This window comes from Stenotrophomonas sp. TWI1409 (genome assembly GCF_039673015.1).
GTDB lineage: Bacteria > Pseudomonadota > Gammaproteobacteria > Xanthomonadales > Xanthomonadaceae > Stenotrophomonas > Stenotrophomonas maltophilia_A.
Map to the genome: position 1 here is coordinate 105,317 of NZ_JBDJKU010000001.1, position 17,709 is coordinate 123,025.

The following is a 17,709-nucleotide window of genomic DNA, read 5'->3' on the forward strand; positions in this document are numbered from 1 at the left end:
CACTTGAAACGCGCAGCTGCAGTCGCCCCGGCAGTGCGCCAGATCCCGGACCTGCCTGAGGAGACCCATGACTTCCCTTTCACCTGCTGCTCGAGACCGCCTGACGCTTTCTGCGGCGTGCTTGGCTTCCCTGATGTTCGGGCTGGAAATCTCCAGCGTGCCGGTCATCCTGCCGATTCTGGAGACAGAGCTTGGCAGCAGCTTCAGCGGCCTGCAGTGGATCATGAATGCCTACACCCTCGCCTGCACGACGGTGCTGATGGCGGCTGGCGCTCTGGCGGATCGGTACGGGCGCAAGCGCATCTTCGTGATCAGCCTGTTGCTGTTCGGCATCACATCCCTGGCCTGCGGCCTTGCTCGAAGCGGAACGGCGTTGATCGTGGCTCGATCACTGCAGGGTGCGGCGGGAGGCGCAATGCTGGTCTGCGTGTTTACAGTGCTTTCCCATCAGTTCAGTGACTCCGCACAGCGCGCCAAGGCCTTTGGCATCTGGGGCGTGGTCTTTGGCATAGGGCTGGGTTTCGGGCCGGTCATTGGTGCTGGCGTTGTTGTCATCAGCAGCTGGAGCTGGGTGTTCCTGGTGCATGCGCCCCTGGCAGTGGGCGCGACGGCTCTCGCCGTTCTGGGCATCCGGGAATCGTGGGCGCCAAGCCAGCGGAAACTGGACCTTGCGGGAATCGTCTCGCTGTCAGTGGCCGTCTTTTCCTTCACCTGGTACATCACCCAGGGCATTCCTGCAGGCCTTGCAAGCGCCTCTTCCATGGCGGCCGCTCTGGTTGCCGTCATCAGCCTGGCGGTATTCATCGCGGTCGAGCGCAGGGTGCCGGACCCGATGTTCGATTTTTCCATCTTCGGCAATCGGCGCTTCTCCGGCGCATTGCTGGGCTCGATGGGCATGAACTTCAGTTTCTGGCCACTGATGGTGTACCTGCCACTGTTCTTCCAGCACGGACTTGGCTACTCAAGCATCGCGACCGGCCTGTCTGTCCTGGCATACACTTTGCCGTCGCTGCTGCTGCCGCCTTATGGCGAGCGTCTCGCTGTGCGCTTCGGGCCTGAGCGCGTGGTCCCCGCTGGGATGTTTGCCATGGGCGGCGGGATGCTCATGATGGCGATCGGTGCAGGCGCGGAAAACGCGAGCTGGTTGACCCTGCTGCCAGGCTGCATTCTTGCAGGCTCGGGCCTGGGCGTGATCAATACGCCCATCACCAACACGACGACCAGTTCCGTGCCCAGCGATCGCGCCGGCATGGCATCCGGCATGGACACCAGTGCCAGATTCATCAGTCTGGCCATCAACATCGCGGTGGTGGGGTTGATTCTGGTGAAAGGTACTTACTACGCACTTGAAACGAACCTGCCCGGCGGTGACCCTTCGCATCTGCGGTCGCTTGCGGAGGGGTTGTCCGCAGGTACTGCGCACCTGGATGAGCTGGCGGCCACTGGCCAGGCAGTGTCCCTTGACGTAGCGCATCAGTCGCTGCTTTTCGGCTACCGACTGGCCATGGTTTACGCGGGCGCTTGTGCCTGCGCCCTGGCCGTTGTCAGTGCGCTTACGTTCCGGGGCGGTCATCCCGGGATCACATCGTCCGCCAGGAATCGAAACTGCCAGACGACGTCTGAGGATTGAGCTGAACATGCTGCGCCCATGCGTGCGACGCCTGTTCGTAAAACTGGCCACGTTCATCGGCGGAATGGGGCCGGGCGAAGGAGCAGCCATGACCCACATATACGCGAGGGTATCCATCGATGGACGGCCGCAAACAGCCGCGAGGTCATCGCAAGGCCGTTGATCCCCTCACCACGCACCGGCCGGTCATCACCAGCCGGCGTACCGGCAGCTCCGGCGCGCGCAGGCGCTCAAGCAACAGCGACATCGCTGCGCGCCCCATCTCTTCGACCGGCTGTTCGATCACGGTGATGCCCGGCTCGACCAGTTCGGTCCAGCGTTCGTTGTCAAAGCCCGCCAGCGCCAGCGCGTCCGGAATTGCCAGGCCTGCACTGCGGGCGGCCTTCAACGCTCCCATGAGCAGCAGGCTGTTGCTGGCGACCAGCGCCTCCGGCCGCGATGGGCCAGCCAGCCACTGTTCGACCGTTGCAATGGCCGCTTCAGCCGTGGGCTCAACCTCGCGATAATCCGGCTCCAGCCCATGCGTACGCATCGCAGCGAGATAGCCGTCGCGACGCTCGGCCGCCGTGGTGCTGGTGCTGCCGAACAGGCCGCCGATGCGGCGATAGCCACGCGCGACCAGATGCTCGACCAGGCCCGCCATCGCGGCCGGATTGTCGAGCACCACGCTGTCGATCGACCCGCCGGGTGCGGCGCGGTCCACCAGCACCGTGGGATAGTCCAGTGTGAGCCGCTCCAGCCGGCCCACCGTGGTCCGGGTGGGCGCGAAGATCAGTCCACTGATGCGCTCCTCGTGCATCAACTGCAGATACAGCGCCTCGCGCTCGGGGTCCTCGTCGGTGTTGCAGAGGGTGACGCGCAGGCCTTCACGATAGGCAACCTCCTCCACCGCTCGGATCAGCGCCGTGAAGAACGGGTTGCGGATGTCCGCCACGATCAGCCCGATGATGCCGGTGTGCCGGGCACGCAGGCGCCGTGCCTGCAGGTTGGGGTGATAGCCGGTCTGGCGGATCGCCGCCTCCACCCGGCCACGCACGGCCTCGCTGACCGGGCCGCCGCCGAGCACGCGCGACACCGTGGACTTGGAGACCCCCGCCACGCGCGCGACGTCGTTGATGCTGATGCTCATTGGAACCGTTCCCGGAAACTTTCGCTGCTCGAGGCCGGATGGCCATTCAGGACAATGCTAACGCCAAAGGACTATTGGCATTTTGTGCAGTGCACATTGAAATGATCAGTGGGAACGTTCCCAATACGCCACAGCACCCCCTTCCCGGAGCCCGCCTTGCAGCCCTTGACCTCCCCAGCCCCCGTCAGCCGGGAATTGATCCGCCTGAATGCGCGGGCGCTCGACAAGGCCGACGCCATCGCCCAGGTGGCGCAGATGCTGGTCGCTGCCGGCTGCGTTGCGCCGGCTTACGAGGCCAGCATGGGGCGTCGCGAGGCGTTGGCGAACACCTTCCTCGGCCATGGCGTGGCCATTCCGCACGGGCTGGGCGAGGACCGTCACCTGGTGCGCCGCGATGGCATTGCCGTGCTGCAGTTCCCGCAAGGCGTGGAATGGAATCCGGGCCAGGTCACCCGCCTGGTGGTCGGCATTGCCGCCCAGTCCGATACCCACATCACCCTGCTGCGCCGGCTGACCCGACTGATCCAGGATGACGCAACGCTGCAGCGCCTGTTCACCACGGCCGATGCGAGCGAGATCATCAGCGCGCTGACCGGCGATGTTGCGACCACGGCCCCCACTGTGCCGGTGACTGACCTGGCCGAGCGTTTCGACTGGACCGTCGCCTATCCCAACGGGCTGCACGCACGCCCGGCCACGCGCTGGGCTGAAACAGCGCGCGGCTTCGCGGCCCGCGCACAGGTCCGCGCGGGCGATCAGGCTGCCGATGCCAAGAGCCTGGTGGCGCTGCTGCAGCTCGGGTTGCGCCATGGCGACGCGGTCAGCGTGTCTGCCGAGGGCGCCGATGCCCCTGCCCTGCTGGCCGCACTGCGCAAGGTCATGGACGGGCTGGTGGCACAGGAAAAGGCCGATGCCGAGCGCGCGGCGCAGCGCAAGGCCGCGCCGGTTGCGGGCTGGAATCCGCCTGACGCACAGGCGGCGATCGTCGGCATCGGCGCCAGCCCTGGCCTGGCGATTGGCCCGGTGCATGTACTGGCCAGCACGCGGGCAGAGGTCGCCGACCGCCCCACCCCGCTCGGCGAAGGCGGCGCGCGCCTGCAGGACGCGCTCAGCCGCACCCGCCAACAACTGGCCGCGCTGCAGGACGACACCCAGCGCCGGCTCGGCGCCTCGGATGCGGCAATCTTCAAGGCGCAGGCTGCGCTGCTCGACGACACCGATCTGATTACCCGCACCTGCCAGCTGATGGTCGAAGGCCATGGCGTTGCGTGGTCCTGGCACCAGGCCATCGAGCAGATCGCGTCGGGCCTGGCGGCCCTGGGCAACCCGGTACTGGCCGGGCGCGCCGCCGATCTGCGTGACGTGGGCCGGCGCGTACTGGTACAGCTTGATCCGTCCGCGGCGGGTGGCGGCATTGCCGACCTGCCTGCACATCCTTGCATCCTGCTCGCTGCTGATCTGTCGCCGTCCGACACGGCCAACCTCGACACCGGTCGCGTGCTCGGCCTCGCCACCGCGCTGGGCGGGCCGACCTCGCACACCGCGATCCTCTCGCGCACGCTGGGCCTGCCGGCGCTGGTCGCCGCTGGCGCGGAGCTGCTGACGATCAGCGCGGGGAGCGAGGCGATCATCGATGGCAGCAGCGGGCGGCTCTACCTGTCTCCGTCCGAGGCCGATCTCGCCTCGGCCCGTGCGTGGATCGCCGAACAGCAGCAGATCCGCGAGCGTGAAGCGGCGCAACGCGCGCAGCCGGCACAGACCCCTGACGGCCACCGCATCGACATCGGCGCCAACGTCAACCTGCCCGAGCAGGTGCCGCTGGCACTGGAGCAAGGCGCGGAAGGCGTCGGCCTGATGCGCACCGAATTCCTGTTCCTCGAGCGCGGGAGCACGCCCAGCGAGGAGGAGCAGTACGCCACGTACGTGGCGATGGCCAAGGCACTCGACGGCCGCCCGCTGATCGTGCGCGCGCTCGATATCGGTGGCGACAAGCAGGTCGCCCACCTGGAGCTGCCACGCGAGGAAAATCCGTTCCTCGGCGTGCGTGGCGCGCGCCTGCTGCTGCGCCGCCCCGACCTGCTGGAACCACAGCTGCGTGCGCTGTATCGCGCGGCGAAGGACGGCGCACGCCTGTCCATCATGTTTCCGATGATCACCTCGGTGCCCGAGCTGATCGCGCTGCGCGCCATCTGCGAACGGTTGCGCGCCGCGCTTGAGGCACCCGAAGTGCCGATCGGGATCATGATTGAAGTCCCTGCCGCAGCAGCCCAGAGCGATGTACTGGCGCGCCATGCCGACTTCTTCTCGATCGGCACCAACGACCTGACCCAGTACGTGCTGGCGATCGACCGCCAGAACCCGGAACTCGCCGCCGAGGCCGACAGCCTGCACCCGGCCGTGCTGCGCGCGATCCGCGCCACGGTGGAAGGTGCACGCCTGCATGGGCGCTGGGTTGGCGTCTGCGGCGGCCTGGCCGGCGATCCCTTTGGTGCAATGCTGCTGGCCGGCCTGGGCGTGGACGAACTGTCGATGACCCCGAACGACATTCCGGCAGTGAAGGCACGCCTGCGTGGCAACGCGCTGATCGATCTGCAAGCACTGGCCAACACCGCGCTGGACTGCGAAACCGCCGAGCAGGTGCGCGCTCTCGATGGAGCGCGCGCATGAGCGCCCGCGCCGTCACCATTACCCTGAATCCAGCGATCGACCAGACCGTGCGGCTGGCGCACCTGCGACCGGGCAATGTGCATCGTGCCCGCAGCTCCCGCGACGACGCCGGCGGCAAGGGCATCAACGTGGCCGCCTGCCTGGCCGACTGGGGCGTACCGACCACCGCGCTGGGCGTGCTCGGCGATGGCAACGACGGCGTGTTCAGCGCACTGTTCGCCGAGCGCGGCATCGCAGACGCTTGCCTGCGCATTGCGGGCCGCACCCGCACCAACATCAAGCTGGTCGAAGAGGCCAACGGCGAGACCACCGACATCAACCTGCCCGGCCTGTCACTGCGTGATGCCGATCTGGACGCGGTATCGCGCCGACTCGACGCCCTGCTCCAGCCGGACCTGCCGGTGGTGCTGTCCGGCAGCCTGCCGTCCGGGCTGCCAGCCGATGCATGGGCGAGACTGCAGGCGCAGGCGAGCGCCGCCGGTGCGCGCGTACTGCTGGACACCAGTGGCGACGCGCTGGCCGCGGCGTTGAGCGGCGCACAGGGCGCACTGCCCTACGCGATCAAGCCCAACCGCCACGAACTGGAGGCTTGGACCGGTACGCCGCTGCCGGATCGCAGCGCCCTGCGGGCCGCAGGCCACGCCTTGGTCGAACGCGGAGTTGCGCTTGTGGCGATCTCGATGGGCGCCGACGGCGCGTTGTTCATTGATCGCAGCGGCGTCCTGATCGCGCGACCGCCGCGACTGGCACGCGGCAGCACGGTCGGTGCTGGCGATGCCATGGTCGCCGGCATCGCCGCCGCCTTGCTGCAGCCCTCCCTCGATCTGGCAGCGTGCGCACGACTGGCGACGGCGTTCTCGATGAGCCGGCTGGAGAGCGGCGACGCGCGACGGCTGGATCCGGCACAGGTGCGCGCGTGGACCGGCGATGTACTGATCGAGCGGTTGGATTGAAACCCCTGCAGAGGGAGCTGCGGCTGGCCCGCCCCCTCCTGCAAGGACGAACCCGAAGAATTCCAGGAGTGCCCATGCAAGCTTCCACCGTAGTCATCGCCGCCGGCGAACGCAGCATCGAGGCGGTGCTTGCCGCCGAAGCGCTGCGCCGCGCCGCCCGCCAGCAAGGGGCTGAACTGGCGATCGAAATCCGCAGCGACCAGGGCGTGACCGGGGCACTGCCCGCCACGCAGGCCGCCGCCGCAACGCAGCTGCTGCTGGTGGGTGACGGCGAGGCGGATCCCGCGCGCTTCGGCAGCGCCCAGATCGTACGCGCCAGCCTCGGTGAGGTGCTGGACGACCCGCTTGCCGTGCTGGCGCAGCTTGCCGCGACGTCCGGAACCGCGCCCGCCGCGGACGCCAGCAAGCACATCGTCGCCGTCACCTCCTGCCCGACCGGCATCGCCCACACGTTCATGGCGGCCGAAGGCCTGCAGCAAGCCGCCAAGGCATTGGGCCACGCGATCCGGGTGGAAACCCAGGGCTCGGTCGGCGCGCAGGACGCATTGAGCGACGAAGAAATCGCTGCCGCCGACCTGGTGCTGATCGCCGCCGACCGCGAAGTCGATCTGTCACGCTTTGCTGGCAAACGCCTGTTCAAGAGCGGCACCAAGCCGGCGATCAATGACGGCCAGAGCCTGATCCGCAAGGCGCTGGCCGAGGCCAGCGTGCAGGCGGGTACGGCGGCTTCAGGCCGCACCACCGAAAAGGCCAAGGTCACCGGTCCCTACAAGCACCTGATGACCGGCGTGTCGTTCATGCTGCCGTTCGTCACTGCCGGTGGCCTGCTGATCGCACTGGCGTTCGCGCTCGGCGGCATCTATGCCTTCGACGATGCACACAAGGGCACGCTGGCTTGGTCGCTGTTCCAGATCGGCGCCAAGTCCGGCTTCATGTTGATGGTGCCGGCGCTGGCCGGTTACATCGCCTACTCCATCGCCGATCGCCCGGGTATCGCGCCGGGCATGATCGGCGGACTGGTGGCAGTCAACATGGATGCGGGCTTCATCGGCGGCATCCTGGCCGGCTTCATCGCCGGCTACGGTGTGCACTGGATCAATCGTGCGCTGCGCCTGCCGCGCAGCCTGGAAGGCCTCAAGCCGGTGTTGATCCTGCCGGTGCTGGGCACGCTGCTGGTCGGCTTGCTGATGATGTATGTGATCGGCACCCCGGTCGCCGGACTGCTGGCCTGGCTGACCGACTGGTTGCGCGGCATGCAGGGCAGCAGCGCGATCCTGCTCGGCCTGCTGCTGGGCGGAATGATGGCGGTGGACATGGGCGGGCCGGTCAACAAGGCCTCCTACGCGTTCTCCACCGCACTGATTTCCAGCCAGGTCTACACGCCGATGGCTGCGACGATGATCGGCGGCATGACGCCGCCGCTGGGCATCGCGTTGGCCACATGGCTGTTCAGCAACCGCTTCACCGCCGAGGAGCGCGGCACCGCCGGTGCCGCGGGCGTGCTCGGCCTCAGCTTCGTGACCGAGGGCGCGATCCCCTACGCCGCACGCGATCCGCTGCGCACCATTCCGGCGCTGATCCTCGGCTCGGCCGTGGCCGGTGCGATCTCGATGGCCGCAGGCGTCGAGCTGAAGGTGCCGCACGGTGGCGTGTTCGTGCTGCCGATCCCGAACGCAGTCACGCACCTTGGCGTCTACCTGCTGGCATTGGTGGCCGGCGTGGCCGTCACCGCCGTCGCGCTGCGCGTCCTCAAGAAGCCGGTCACGGCTCCCACCCTGTAAACGGAACCTCGCCCATGACCTCCCCTTCCCGCCGCCTGTTGCCGTTAGCGATCCTGCTGGCCCTGCCGTCCGTGGCCGCAGCCGCCGACGCGAGTGACGTCTTCACCCCCAAGCTGGCATACACCGGCGAGGCAGCCGCCACGCTCGATGGCGGCAAGCGCGGCGGCACGGCGTATGCCGGCCAGCTGATGTTCGGTGCCGACGTGAACCTGAACGCTGCGTTTGGCTGGCGGGGCGCGACGATCAAGGCCTACGGCATCAACCGCCATGGCACCAACCTGGCCAACAGCCGTACCGGCAACAGCACCTCGGTGCAGGAAATCTACGGCGGCCAGGGCACGCGCCTGGCCAACCTGACGCTTGAACAGAAACTGCTGAACGACCGTTTGGTGCTGGAAGCCGGGCGCAGCGTCGCCAACATCCATCACCTCGGTTCGGAGCTGTGCCAGTACTTCCAGGGCAATTCGGCCTGCGGCAACCCGACCTACGTGTTCCGCACCAGCAGTTTCACCTGGTGGCCGGTATCGAGCTGGATGGCCGATGCCACGGCCTGGGTGACGCCCGATGTCTATGTGCGCGTCGGCGCCTACCAGGTCGATCCCAGCCAGGCCGAGGACGGCCAGCACGGCCTGAAATGGAGTACCAGTCAGGCCACCGGCTGGATCGTGCCCTACACGCTCGGTTGGCGCAGCCCTGCTTCGGCACGACTGAAAGCCCGCTACGAACTCGGTGGCTGGCAGGACAACTCGACCTATCTGGATCCGCTGCGCGATGCCAACGGCACCCCGGCGCTGCTTAGTGGCCAGGACTACGCGAACCGCCGTGGTCGCTCCGGGGTGTTCGCCCGCTTCGAGCAGCAACTCACCGGGGATGGTGCCGGGCGCGGCCTGACCCTGTTCGGTGCGGCGCTCAAGGGCACCTCCGGCCAGCTGATCGAGGATCATTTCCTGCAGGCGGGCGTGGTGCAGAAAGGCACGTTCGCCGGCCGGCCGCAGGACAGCATCGCTTTCGTTGTGACCCAGCAGAAGTACAGCGGCATCGCCTTGGAGAACCTGCGCCTTGCCCGCGCCGCGGCAGGCGGTAGCGGCACGCCGCACGGGAGCCAGGTCATGATGGAACTGAGCTATGGCATCCAGCTCACCCCGCAGCTCCGGATCGCACCGAACCTGCACTACATCGTGCATCCGGACCAGTTCAACGAACCCGCCCGCCAGCGCGACCTGCCGAATGCGTTGATCGCCGGCATGCGGGTTGATTGGAGCCTGTAAGCAAAGCCAATGGCGGCCTTCCTGCCGAACTGCGTGGCGCGAAACGATTGGAGCAGAATCCGCTGCATCCAATCCGCGCCCCGGGCCGTAATGAGGATGCCCGCGCATTGCGGGCGCCAATCCGAGGGTCGCACCGTGAACGCTCTCCAGCGAATTTCCTCCGCAGTCAGCCTCGCCGTCCTTGTTTCAGCAGCTTCTTCCAGCTTCGCCGCCAACACCGTCATGGTTGGTGGCGCAGCGATGTATCCGACCAAGACCATCGTCGAGAACGCCATCAACTCCAAGGACCACACGACCCTGGTCGCCGCAGTCAAGGCGGCGGGCCTGGTCGACACCCTCAACGGGGCGGGTCCCTTCACCGTCTTCGCCCCTACCAATGCAGCCTTTGACAAGCTGCCTGCCGGGACTGTCGACACCTTGGTTAAACCGGAAAACAAGGCACAACTGACCAAGATTCTTACCTACCACGTGGTGCCAGGCACCTACACTTCCGCGCAGCTCGTTGCAGACGCCAGGAAGCATGGCGGGAAGGCGACGCTGAAGACCGTGCAGGGCGAACCACTTACGATCTCTCTCCACGAAGGCAAGCTGTGGGTTATCGATGCCAAGGGAGGCAAAGCGGGCATCAGCATTGCTGATGTAGGCCAGTCCAATGGCGTGATCCACGTGATCGACACTGTACTGATGCCGAAATGATGCGGCTTTGGGCAGCGGGCATCAGGAACGATGCCCGCTACCAGCATGCTGAGCTGGGGGCCCCGCCAGTGGCGGCGCACCTTCCTGCCCGTGCCACTGAAACCAGCATTAGCGTGACGCGTCACACGCAAATGAGGTTCAGGTTGCCGCTTTCCACCCTTTCGCCGCCGCGTCCAGTCGCAACGAGGCCAGATAGCGGCAGTACTTGCCAATGAAGAGGCCGGTGAAGCCCCCTGACAGCAGCAGGTAGGCCGCACTGGCGCCGGCATTGGCGATCAATGGCGGCGACACCGCGAATGCGACTTCGAAACCGTACTTCACCAGGAACGCGAGCAGCAGCAGGGGCAACACGCTGTAGTCCGCGTTGCGCCAGAGCGTTCCGGTGGCGCCATCCAGGGTCAGCTTCACGTGGCCCAGCAGCAGCCATCCCAGTGCCGCGCCGGTGCCGATGCCGGCCAACCACTCGCCCCAGGCGGTCAGCGACGCGCCGAAGCGATGACTGATCGACCACGCGCCCCACACAGCAAACAGGACGGGCACGATCGCCAGCTTCTGCAACGAAGTCTCACCCGGTTTCATGGCGGCCATGCCACGCGTAACCAGGAACGCCAGGAGCAGCCAGACCCAGATCGGCGTCTGCGAAGTGAGTTGCTGGAGCATGTTCATGAGCGGTCGCCTTGGTGGTTGGTGGCGAGGTGCCCTCGCCTTGGCGCTCACTATTCGCTTCCGCCCGGGTTGCAGCCAGTGACAGCTGTCAGTCTTCGGGTGTTACTGGGCGGTAATCGGGCGCATTCAGGACGCTCTCGATCCAACCCACATAGCGCGATACCCGAACGTTGTGCACCACCTGCCCGTAGAAGCCGGCCTCAAGGGCATGCTCGGGAACGGCGGTGATCCAGGAGCCCAGCCCCACCAGCTGCCAGACGCCGTGATCCTTGATCAGCAATGGGCCGCCGCTGTCCCCGTTTCCGAGCACGCCTTCAAGCGGCAGGCCCTGTGGCGGGGCATCGAACCGATACCAGAGGTAGCGATCATTGCCACCGGTAATGGCGTTGTATGCGCGCCGCAGCGATGTGCGATGCGGCCCGCCCGGCACCAGTCCAATCGCCCCATTGCCAGTGGCGCCCTTTCCGATCAAGGCGGCGACCTGCGTGACCTCGGCACTGCCGCGATAGAGCGACACGGGCTGCACATCGTTCACGGGGGCCGTGAGCCTGATCAGCGCAATGTCATCCGATCCGGCCAGGAACGCATGGATCTTCGCCGGGCTCCCCGTGGCCAGTGCTTCCTTGCCCAAGGCTTCCGGCATTCGCCTGTAGCCCGGATGCACGACCACACGTTCCACGCCGTAGTCCTTGCCGTTGATGGCGATGGTCTGCCCCATACCCTTCATCGGTGCGGCATGCGCTGCGGTCAGCACCCACTGCGGGGCGATCAGAACACCCTGCCCTTCACCCGGCATGTCGGCCAGGGCGGGAAATTCTGATCCCTCGATCCGGTAACGGGCATCGTCCACGTCGTGGCGGATGACCACGGCCCCGGCAGCGAGCGGCAGCGCGGCAAGCGCGAGGAACAGCCAGCGGATCATGAGGGCCTTCATCCTTGCGGTCAGTCGCTGCAGCCTAGCCGAACACGCCGGGCCAAGGGGAGGCATCCGACCAGACTCCCGTGTTCGACGACGAATGCGGGAGAACCGGCCCCGAAGCCGGGGCGGCCACAGGCCGTTAACAGCCCCGCTCTATGCTGGAGCCTCATTGGAGACCCATGAGGTACGCGGCATGACCAGACTGCACACCCTGATGTTGACCGGCTGCCTGCTTGCACTGAGCCCACTGGCCTCGGCCGAAACCGTGAACCTGACCAACAGCGCCGACGGTGCCAATCGCGATGCGGGCATCGCGGCGGTCAAGAAGAAGCTGCAGGACGCGTGCACCGACCGCAAGGGCTCGCCCGATGCGGCTTCCTTCGAGGTGGTCTTCGAGAAGACCAGCGAGAACCCGAACGTACCCAAGCCGTACTACGTGGACGGCAAGATGAAGTGCGAACTGCCGGGCTGAAGGGCCCAGCCACGCGATCATCGATAGAGCATCAAACGCTGGCGGCCGACGTGCGCCGCCGGTACCGCTCTATCCAGCCCAGTGATGGCGCAATGCCACCGAACGGGAAGAAGTGCGGGCTGACCGGGCCATGGGCGTCCGTCAGCCCACTCAGCAGGCGATCCATGAACACCTCCGGCCCTGCCGTTCCCAGCAGCCGGCCGATCGAGATGCCGTACCGCGCCAGCATCGATGCACTGGCACCCACGCCGCACATCGCGGCGTAGCGCGCCAGCCGCGCAATGCTGGCCGGGCCCGGCACGCCCACCAGTACCGGAACCGTGATGCCACGGGCGCGCAGCGCATCCAGCCAGGCCAGCACGATATCGGCATCGAAGGCGAACTGGGTGATGATCAGCGGTGCCATGCCTCTCGCCTCGATGGCCTGACATTTGCGTTCCAACACGTGCCACCGGTCCTCGGCGGTCATCACCGGATGGCCTTCCGGATGCCCGCCGATGGCCACAACCTTGATGCCGTAACGCTCAAGAAGGCCGGTCTCGATGATCGAAGTACTGTCGGCATACGGACCTGCGGGCGTGGAAAGATCACCCGCGATAAGCAGGCACTTCGCTACCCCGGCTTCGTTGGCGGCACGTTCCAGGAACCGCTCAAGCGCTGCACGCGACCCGATACGGCGGGCAGAGAGATGCGGCATCGGCTCGAAGCCGAGCTCGCGCACCGTGCACACGGCCGCCAGCCGGGCGTCGTCGTCCTCGCTCGCCAGGTAAGGGATCGAGATCGTCGTTCCCGGAGCGATGCGATCCGCTTCCGCGCGCAGTGCCGGCATGGCCTTGGCGCTCACTTCCAGCGAAAACGTGTTGATGAAGGCTTCCGCCCGCTGCGATCCAGGTGCGGGCATCAACGGGCTCCGCCTGCATTGCCGGCAACCGGCGTGCTGTTACGCGCCAGTTCGACGAAGGCCTGCAGGTAGTCGATACCGGTATCGGCCTCGCGCGCGCCCAGGTAGATCTGCTTGGGAATGCCTTTCGCACCCAGGCGCACCGGCACCACGTCCATGCGTGCGGCATATTCCTCCACCAGCCAACGCGGCATGGCGGCCACGCCGCGACCGCTGGCCACCATCTGCATCATGATGTCGGTGGTTTCGATGGTCTTGTGGCGCCGCGGCGAAATGCCCGCCGGCAGCAGGAACTGGTTGTAGATATCCAGGCGCTCGAACGGTACCGGGTAGCTGATCAGCACTTCCTGGCCGAGCTGGCGCGGCTTTACGTGATCCACCTTGGCCAGGGCGTGATTCCTGGCCACCACCAGCACCTGCTCGTAGTCGAACACGGGCACGAACTTCAGGCCCGGCTTCAGCAGCGGGTCCGGCGTGACCAGCAGGTCGATCTCGTAGCCGAACAGCGCGCCGATGCCGCCGAACTGGAACTTCTGCTTGACGTCCACATCCACGTCCGGCCACGCGGCCAGGTACGGCGAGACGATCTTCAGCAACCACTGGTAACAGGGATGGCATTCCATGCCGATGCGCAGCGCGCCTCGCTCGCCCTGGGCGAACTGGCCCAGGCGCTCCTCGGCCAGGTCCAGCTGCGGCAGCACGCGGTTGGCCACCGCCAGCAGGTACTGCCCGGCCTGGGTCAAGCGCAGGCTGCGGCCTTCGCGCAGCCAGACATCGGTGCCGAGCTGCTGCTCCAGCTTCTTCATGCTGTGGCTGAGGGCTGACTGGGTCAGGTTGAGCACGCCGGCGGCAGCAGTCAGCGAGCCCTGTTGCTCGACCTGCTGCACGATGCTGAGGTGGATCCGTTCCAACATGACGATGAATACCGCTCATGGATTGGTGAAGTAATACCATTTTACGTCATGGAAGGGCATGACTAGGATCGGGTCATGCCTTCGGTTGCCTGCCAGCCCGGTCACCTCGCCGGCCTGCAGGACTGCGCCCCGCAGATCGCCCGAAGGAGCTCCCTCCCCTGCTGAAAGCGAACAGATGACCCGCCCCCTCCGTATCGTCGCCGTTTCAGGCGGACTGCAGCGCCCCTCCAGGGCTGCAACCCTGGCAGAGTACCTGCTGGACCTGATCGGCGAGGACGTTGCCTGCGAGCCGCACCTGATCGAGCTGGGCGAACTGGCGCCGCAGCTGGCCGGTGCGCTGTGGCGCTCGCAGCTGCCCGAGGCTGTGGAGCGGCAGCTGGTGGCCGTTGAACAGGCAGACGTACTGGTGGTGGCCACGCCGGTCTACCGCGGTTCGTACACCGGCCTGTTCAAGCACTTCTTCGATTTCATCCACCAGGATGCGCTGGTCGACACCCCCATCCTGCTGGCCGCCACCGGCGGCAGCGAGCGCCACGCACTGGTGATCGATCATCAGCTGCGGCCGCTCTTCAGCTTCTTCCAGGCGCGCACCCTGCCCCTCGGCGTCTACGCCACCGACCGCGATTTCGCCGAGGGCCGCGTGCACAACGAGGCCCTGATCCAGCGCGCACGGCTGGCAGTGCAGCGGGCACTGCCCCTGCTTGCCCTGTCCCATCGCGCAGCGCCTGCCACTGCCGAGACCGCTGCAGTCCTTTGAATGCCGAATGCCAGCGACCCGCATTCGGATGTCACCCCCGCAACCCGGAACGCCGCCCATGACGACCGAGAACTTCACCTTCAGCATCACGCGCATCCCTTTCAACGAGGACTACCAGCCCGCTGACGGCACGCGCATCACCACCAACTTCGCCAACCTGGCTCGCGGCGAGTCCCGCCAGGAGAACCTGCGCAACACGATCAGCATGATCAACAACCGCTTCAACGATCTGGCGCACTGGGACAACCCGAGTGCGGACCGCTACGCCGTTGAGCTGGACATCATTTCGGTGGAGATGCACATCGATGGAGCCGACGGCAGCGATCCGTTCCCGCTGATCGAAGTGCTGCGCCCGACCATCGTCGACACGCACACCGGCGCGCGCACCGAGGGCATCGTCGGCAACAACTTCTCGTCCTATGTGCGCGACTACGACTTCAGCGTGGTACTGCCGGCCAGCAACGAGGGAAAGGCCACCTTCGGCATTCCGGAAGGCTTCGGTGATCTTCACGGCAAGCTGTTCCAGCACTTCCTGGAATCGGAGGCCTACCGCGCCAATTTCAGCAAGGGGCCGGTGATCTGCATCAGCGTCTCCAGCAGCAAGACCTACCATCGTACCGAGAACCACCATCCCATCCTGGGCGTGGAGTATCGCCAGGGCGAGTTCTCCCCCACCGACCAGTACTTCGACAAGATGGGCCTGCAGGTGCGCTATTTCATGCCGCCGGGCAGCGTCGCGCCGCTGGCGTTCTACTTCCAGGGCGACCTGCTGGGCGACTACTCGAACCTGGAGCTGATCGGCACCATCAGCACGATGGAGGCATTCCAGAAGATCTACCGGCCGGAGATCTACAACGCCAATTCCGTGGCCGGCAAGGTCTATCAGCCCAGCCTGAAGCACCAGGACTACTCCTCCACCCGCATCGTCTACGACCGCGAAGAGCGCAGCCAGCTGGCGGTCAAGCAGGGCAAATTCACCGAAGAGCACTTCATCAAGCCGTATCGCGCCGTGCTTGAGCAGTGGGCTGCCCGCTGATCCACCGATTCCCCATTCGCCCCAGGACACAGAACGCAATGTCGACGAAGAAACTGCTCCCCACCTCCACCGCCGGCAGCCTGCCCAAGCCCTCCTGGCTGGCGGAGCCCGAAAAGCTCTGGTCGCCCTGGAAACTGCAGGATGAAAGCTTGACCGAAGGCAAGCAGGATGCCCTGCGCCTGTCCCTGCAGGAACAGCAGCACGCCGGCATCGATATCGTCAGCGACGGTGAGCAGACCCGGCAGCACTTCGTTACCACGTTCATCGAGCACCTCAACGGCGTCGATTTCGAGAAGCGCGAAACCGTGCGCATCCGCAACCGCTACGACGCCAGCGTGCCGACCGTGGTCGGTGCCGTGAGCCGCCCGAAGCCGGTGTTCGTGGAGGATGCGAAGTTCCTGCGCCGGCAGACCACGCAGCCGATCAAATGGGCACTGCCCGGGCCGATGACCATGATCGACACCCTGTACGACGCGCATTACAAGAGCCGAGAGAAGCTGGCCTGGGAATTCGCGAAGATCCTCAACGAGGAAGCGAAGGAGCTGGAAGCCGCTGGCGTCGACATCATCCAGTTCGACGAGCCCGCCTTCAACGTGTTCTTCGACGAAGTGAACGACTGGGGCGTGGCCGCACTGGAGCGTGCGATCGAAGGACTGAAGTGCGAGACCGCCGTGCACATCTGCTACGGCTACGGCATCAAGGCCAACACCGACTGGAAGCAGACGCTGGGCTCGGAGTGGCGCCAGTATGAAGAGTCGTTCCCGAAGCTGCAGACCTCCAACCTCGACATCATCTCGCTGGAATGCCACAACTCGCACGTGCCGATCGACCTGATCGAGCTGGTGCGCGGCAAGAAGGTGATGGTGGGCGCCATCGATGTGGCTTCCAGCACGGTGGAGACGGCTGAAGACGTGGCCAGCACCCTGCGCAAGGCGCTGCAGTTCGTGGATGCCGACAAGCTCTACCCGAGCACCAACTGCGGCATGGCGCCACTGGCCCGTGAAGTGGCACGGGGCAAGCTGCGTGCGCTCAGCGAAGGGGCAAGGATCGTGCGCGAGGAACTTTCGGCGTAGCCTTGGCCGGGAACGCACTCCCTTCCGGCCGCCGGGTTGACGGAGCCTGGCCTGGTATCGACCAGGCTCCACCCCGCCCCGGCACCTCGGGCCTGGCCAGCATCGCCGGGGGCCGCGGCGCCAGCGCCGCCTTGATCCGTCCCATCTCCCCCGCCCCGGCCTCCGCCAGACGGCGGGCCTGCTGCCGTTGTTCCCGCGTGGGTGCCGGAGGTGATGGAGTACCTTTATCTACCAGCCGCGCCACCGCATCGCGCAGCCGCAACTGCGGGCAGAGCCGGGCGGCGCACCATCGTTCGGCGTAGCGCTTGGCCTGGCGAGCATTCACGGCGGCCACGACCTTGGGCTGGGGTGATTTCCGCGTGTCGAGGAACAGGCGGACACCGAGCACGGCATGCGGCACGACGCTGGCCACGCAGCGGTCGTTCCACCACAGGTCCCAGCGGTCACCGCTCTGCACCCAGCCGGAGGGCCGGGTAGCGGTCATGAAATCGGGAGGGCTGGAGGGGGAATGCATGGCCGGAAGAATACGGTCGGCCGTCGCATGGGCTGAGATTGCGGAGTTGCGCTGGCGACCTCTCAACGCTTCTGCTGTAGCGAAGCCCTCTTCACCACTCTGGGCCGAGCAGCTTCTCCACCTCGGTTTCGAGCTTCTTTGCGGCTTCGGCCTGCGAGGCTACCTTGATGCACAGCCCGGACTGCGCGGGCCCCGGAGTCAACTGGTAGCGGTTGATGGTGCCGCCGCCGTCGCCATCCAGCTCCACCCGGGCCACCAGGGTTCGGCCGTTGGCATTGAAGATCCAGTCCCGGTATTCGGACATCGTTGATTCCATGCGTGACACTTTGAGTG

17 protein-coding genes are annotated in these 17,709 nt (G+C 66.3%); 10 read left to right on the top strand and 7 right to left on the bottom strand.

What is annotated here, in order from left to right; genetic code table 11:
• Positions 1-67 precede the first annotated feature (67 nt).
• Entirely contained in the window at positions 68-1,630 is a 1,563-nt protein-coding gene (locus ABE423_RS00550) for an MFS transporter (protein ID WP_346484590.1), read from the top strand.
• Between the two features lie 145 nt (positions 1,631-1,775).
• Here ABE423_RS00550 and ABE423_RS00555 read toward each other — a convergent pair whose 3' ends face one another.
• The gene (locus ABE423_RS00555) at positions 1,776-2,759 is read right to left on the bottom strand and encodes a LacI family DNA-binding transcriptional regulator (RefSeq protein WP_346484591.1); all 984 of its coding nucleotides are present in this window, start codon (positions 2,757-2,759) and stop codon (positions 1,776-1,778) included.
• A gap of 156 nt (positions 2,760-2,915) precedes the next feature.
• Between ABE423_RS00555 and ptsP the strand changes: the two genes are divergently transcribed.
• The 5 genes from ptsP (at position 2,916) to ABE423_RS00580 (ending at position 10,124) form a co-directional block, all read left to right on the top strand.
• On the top strand, positions 2,916-5,426 hold the full coding sequence (gene ptsP, locus ABE423_RS00560) for a phosphoenolpyruvate--protein phosphotransferase (protein WP_346484592.1): 2,511 nt from the start codon (positions 2,916-2,918) through the stop codon (positions 5,424-5,426).
• Entirely contained in the window at positions 5,423-6,379 is a 957-nt protein-coding gene (gene pfkB / locus ABE423_RS00565; protein WP_346484593.1) for a 1-phosphofructokinase, read from the top strand. Before ptsP ends, pfkB begins: the two co-directional genes overlap by 4 nt.
• 74 nt (positions 6,380-6,453) lie before the next feature.
• Positions 6,454-8,160, top strand: a complete 1,707-nt coding sequence (locus tag ABE423_RS00570) for a fructose-specific PTS transporter subunit EIIC (RefSeq protein WP_197615178.1) — start codon at positions 6,454-6,456, stop codon at positions 8,158-8,160.
• Between the two features lie 14 nt (positions 8,161-8,174).
• A complete protein-coding gene (locus tag ABE423_RS00575) occupies positions 8,175-9,428 on the top strand; it encodes a carbohydrate porin (protein ID WP_346484594.1) in 1,254 nt (417 codons plus the stop codon).
• A 96-nt stretch (positions 9,429-9,524) separates the two neighbouring features.
• Complete coding sequence (locus ABE423_RS00580; protein ID WP_346484645.1) at positions 9,525-10,124, top strand: fasciclin domain-containing protein; 600 nt, start codon at positions 9,525-9,527, stop codon at positions 10,122-10,124.
• Between the two features lie 138 nt (positions 10,125-10,262).
• Here ABE423_RS00580 and ABE423_RS00585 read toward each other — a convergent pair whose 3' ends face one another.
• Both ABE423_RS00585 and ABE423_RS00590 read right to left on the bottom strand, forming a co-directional pair.
• On the bottom strand, positions 10,263-10,790 hold the full coding sequence (locus ABE423_RS00585; RefSeq protein ID WP_346484595.1) for a DUF6622 family protein: 528 nt from the start codon (positions 10,788-10,790) through the stop codon (positions 10,263-10,265).
• A gap of 88 nt (positions 10,791-10,878) precedes the next feature.
• Positions 10,879-11,712 (bottom strand): trypsin-like serine protease, encoded by an 834-nt coding sequence (locus tag ABE423_RS00590; protein ID WP_346484596.1) that lies wholly within the window; start codon positions 11,710-11,712, stop codon positions 10,879-10,881.
• Positions 11,713-11,902: 190 nt separating this feature from the next.
• Here ABE423_RS00590 and ABE423_RS00595 point away from each other — a divergent pair, with 190 nt between their 5' ends.
• Positions 11,903-12,181: a hypothetical protein gene (locus ABE423_RS00595; protein ID WP_032127271.1), complete on the top strand. Its 279-nt coding sequence runs from the start codon at positions 11,903-11,905 to the stop codon at positions 12,179-12,181.
• A gap of 31 nt (positions 12,182-12,212) precedes the next feature.
• Here the strand turns inward: ABE423_RS00595 and ABE423_RS00600 are convergent, their stop codons facing one another.
• Entirely contained in the window at positions 12,213-13,082 is an 870-nt protein-coding gene (locus ABE423_RS00600; protein WP_346484597.1) for a methylenetetrahydrofolate reductase, read from the bottom strand.
• Positions 13,082-13,996 (bottom strand): LysR family transcriptional regulator, encoded by a 915-nt coding sequence (locus ABE423_RS00605; RefSeq protein WP_006367926.1) that lies wholly within the window; start codon positions 13,994-13,996, stop codon positions 13,082-13,084. The genes ABE423_RS00600 and ABE423_RS00605 overlap by 1 nt, the downstream gene beginning before the upstream one ends.
• A 175-nt stretch (positions 13,997-14,171) precedes the next feature.
• Here ABE423_RS00605 and msuE point away from each other — a divergent pair, with 175 nt between their 5' ends.
• From msuE to ABE423_RS00620, 3 genes are read left to right on the top strand one after another with little or no spacing between them, the layout of a single operon-like run.
• Entirely contained in the window at positions 14,172-14,753 is a 582-nt protein-coding gene (msuE, locus tag ABE423_RS00610; RefSeq protein WP_032127268.1) for an FMN reductase, read from the top strand.
• A gap of 58 nt (positions 14,754-14,811) precedes the next feature.
• Positions 14,812-15,789 (top strand): DUF1852 domain-containing protein, encoded by a 978-nt coding sequence (locus ABE423_RS00615; protein ID WP_121503311.1) that lies wholly within the window; start codon positions 14,812-14,814, stop codon positions 15,787-15,789.
• Between the two features lie 38 nt (positions 15,790-15,827).
• A complete protein-coding gene (locus tag ABE423_RS00620) occupies positions 15,828-16,862 on the top strand; it encodes a methionine synthase (RefSeq protein WP_346484598.1) in 1,035 nt (344 codons plus the stop codon).
• On the opposite strand, the gene ABE423_RS00625 is transcribed toward ABE423_RS00620, so the two are convergent.
• The gene (locus ABE423_RS00625) at positions 16,819-17,442 is read right to left on the bottom strand and encodes a hypothetical protein (protein WP_346484599.1); all 624 of its coding nucleotides are present in this window, start codon (positions 17,440-17,442) and stop codon (positions 16,819-16,821) included. The two genes, ABE423_RS00620 and ABE423_RS00625, sit on opposite strands and share 44 nt — an antisense overlap.
• A 25-nt stretch (positions 17,443-17,467) precedes the next feature.
• A complete protein-coding gene (locus tag ABE423_RS00630) occupies positions 17,468-17,680 on the bottom strand; it encodes a hypothetical protein (RefSeq protein WP_012511105.1) in 213 nt (70 codons plus the stop codon).
• Positions 17,681-17,709 lie beyond the last annotated feature (29 nt).

Bases quoted from the DNA above. Each gene is read 5' to 3' on its own strand.
- ABE423_RS00550 (WP_346484590.1), top strand. From the start codon at position 68: ATGACTTCCCTTTCACCTGCTGCTCGAGACCGCCTGACGCTTTCTGCG.
- ABE423_RS00555 (WP_346484591.1), bottom strand. From the start codon at position 2,759: ATGAGCATCAGCATCAACGACGTCGCGCGCGTGGCGGGGGTCTCCAAG.
- pfkB (WP_346484593.1), top strand. From the start codon at position 5,423: ATGAGCGCCCGCGCCGTCACCATTACCCTGAATCCAGCGATCGACCAG.
- ABE423_RS00570 (WP_197615178.1), top strand. From the start codon at position 6,454: ATGCAAGCTTCCACCGTAGTCATCGCCGCCGGCGAACGCAGCATCGAG.
- ABE423_RS00575 (WP_346484594.1), top strand. From the start codon at position 8,175: ATGACCTCCCCTTCCCGCCGCCTGTTGCCGTTAGCGATCCTGCTGGCC.
- ABE423_RS00580 (WP_346484645.1), top strand. From the start codon at position 9,525: ATGCCCGCGCATTGCGGGCGCCAATCCGAGGGTCGCACCGTGAACGCT.
- ABE423_RS00585 (WP_346484595.1), bottom strand. From the start codon at position 10,790: ATGAACATGCTCCAGCAACTCACTTCGCAGACGCCGATCTGGGTCTGG.
- ABE423_RS00590 (WP_346484596.1), bottom strand. From the start codon at position 11,712: ATGATCCGCTGGCTGTTCCTCGCGCTTGCCGCGCTGCCGCTCGCTGCC.
- ABE423_RS00595 (WP_032127271.1), top strand. From the start codon at position 11,903: ATGACCAGACTGCACACCCTGATGTTGACCGGCTGCCTGCTTGCACTG.
- ABE423_RS00600 (WP_346484597.1), bottom strand. From the start codon at position 13,082: ATGCCCGCACCTGGATCGCAGCGGGCGGAAGCCTTCATCAACACGTTT.
- ABE423_RS00605 (WP_006367926.1), bottom strand. From the start codon at position 13,996: ATGTTGGAACGGATCCACCTCAGCATCGTGCAGCAGGTCGAGCAACAG.
- msuE (WP_032127268.1), top strand. From the start codon at position 14,172: ATGACCCGCCCCCTCCGTATCGTCGCCGTTTCAGGCGGACTGCAGCGC.
- ABE423_RS00615 (WP_121503311.1), top strand. From the start codon at position 14,812: ATGACGACCGAGAACTTCACCTTCAGCATCACGCGCATCCCTTTCAAC.
- ABE423_RS00620 (WP_346484598.1), top strand. From the start codon at position 15,828: ATGTCGACGAAGAAACTGCTCCCCACCTCCACCGCCGGCAGCCTGCCC.
- ABE423_RS00630 (WP_012511105.1), bottom strand. From the start codon at position 17,680: ATGTCCGAATACCGGGACTGGATCTTCAATGCCAACGGCCGAACCCTG.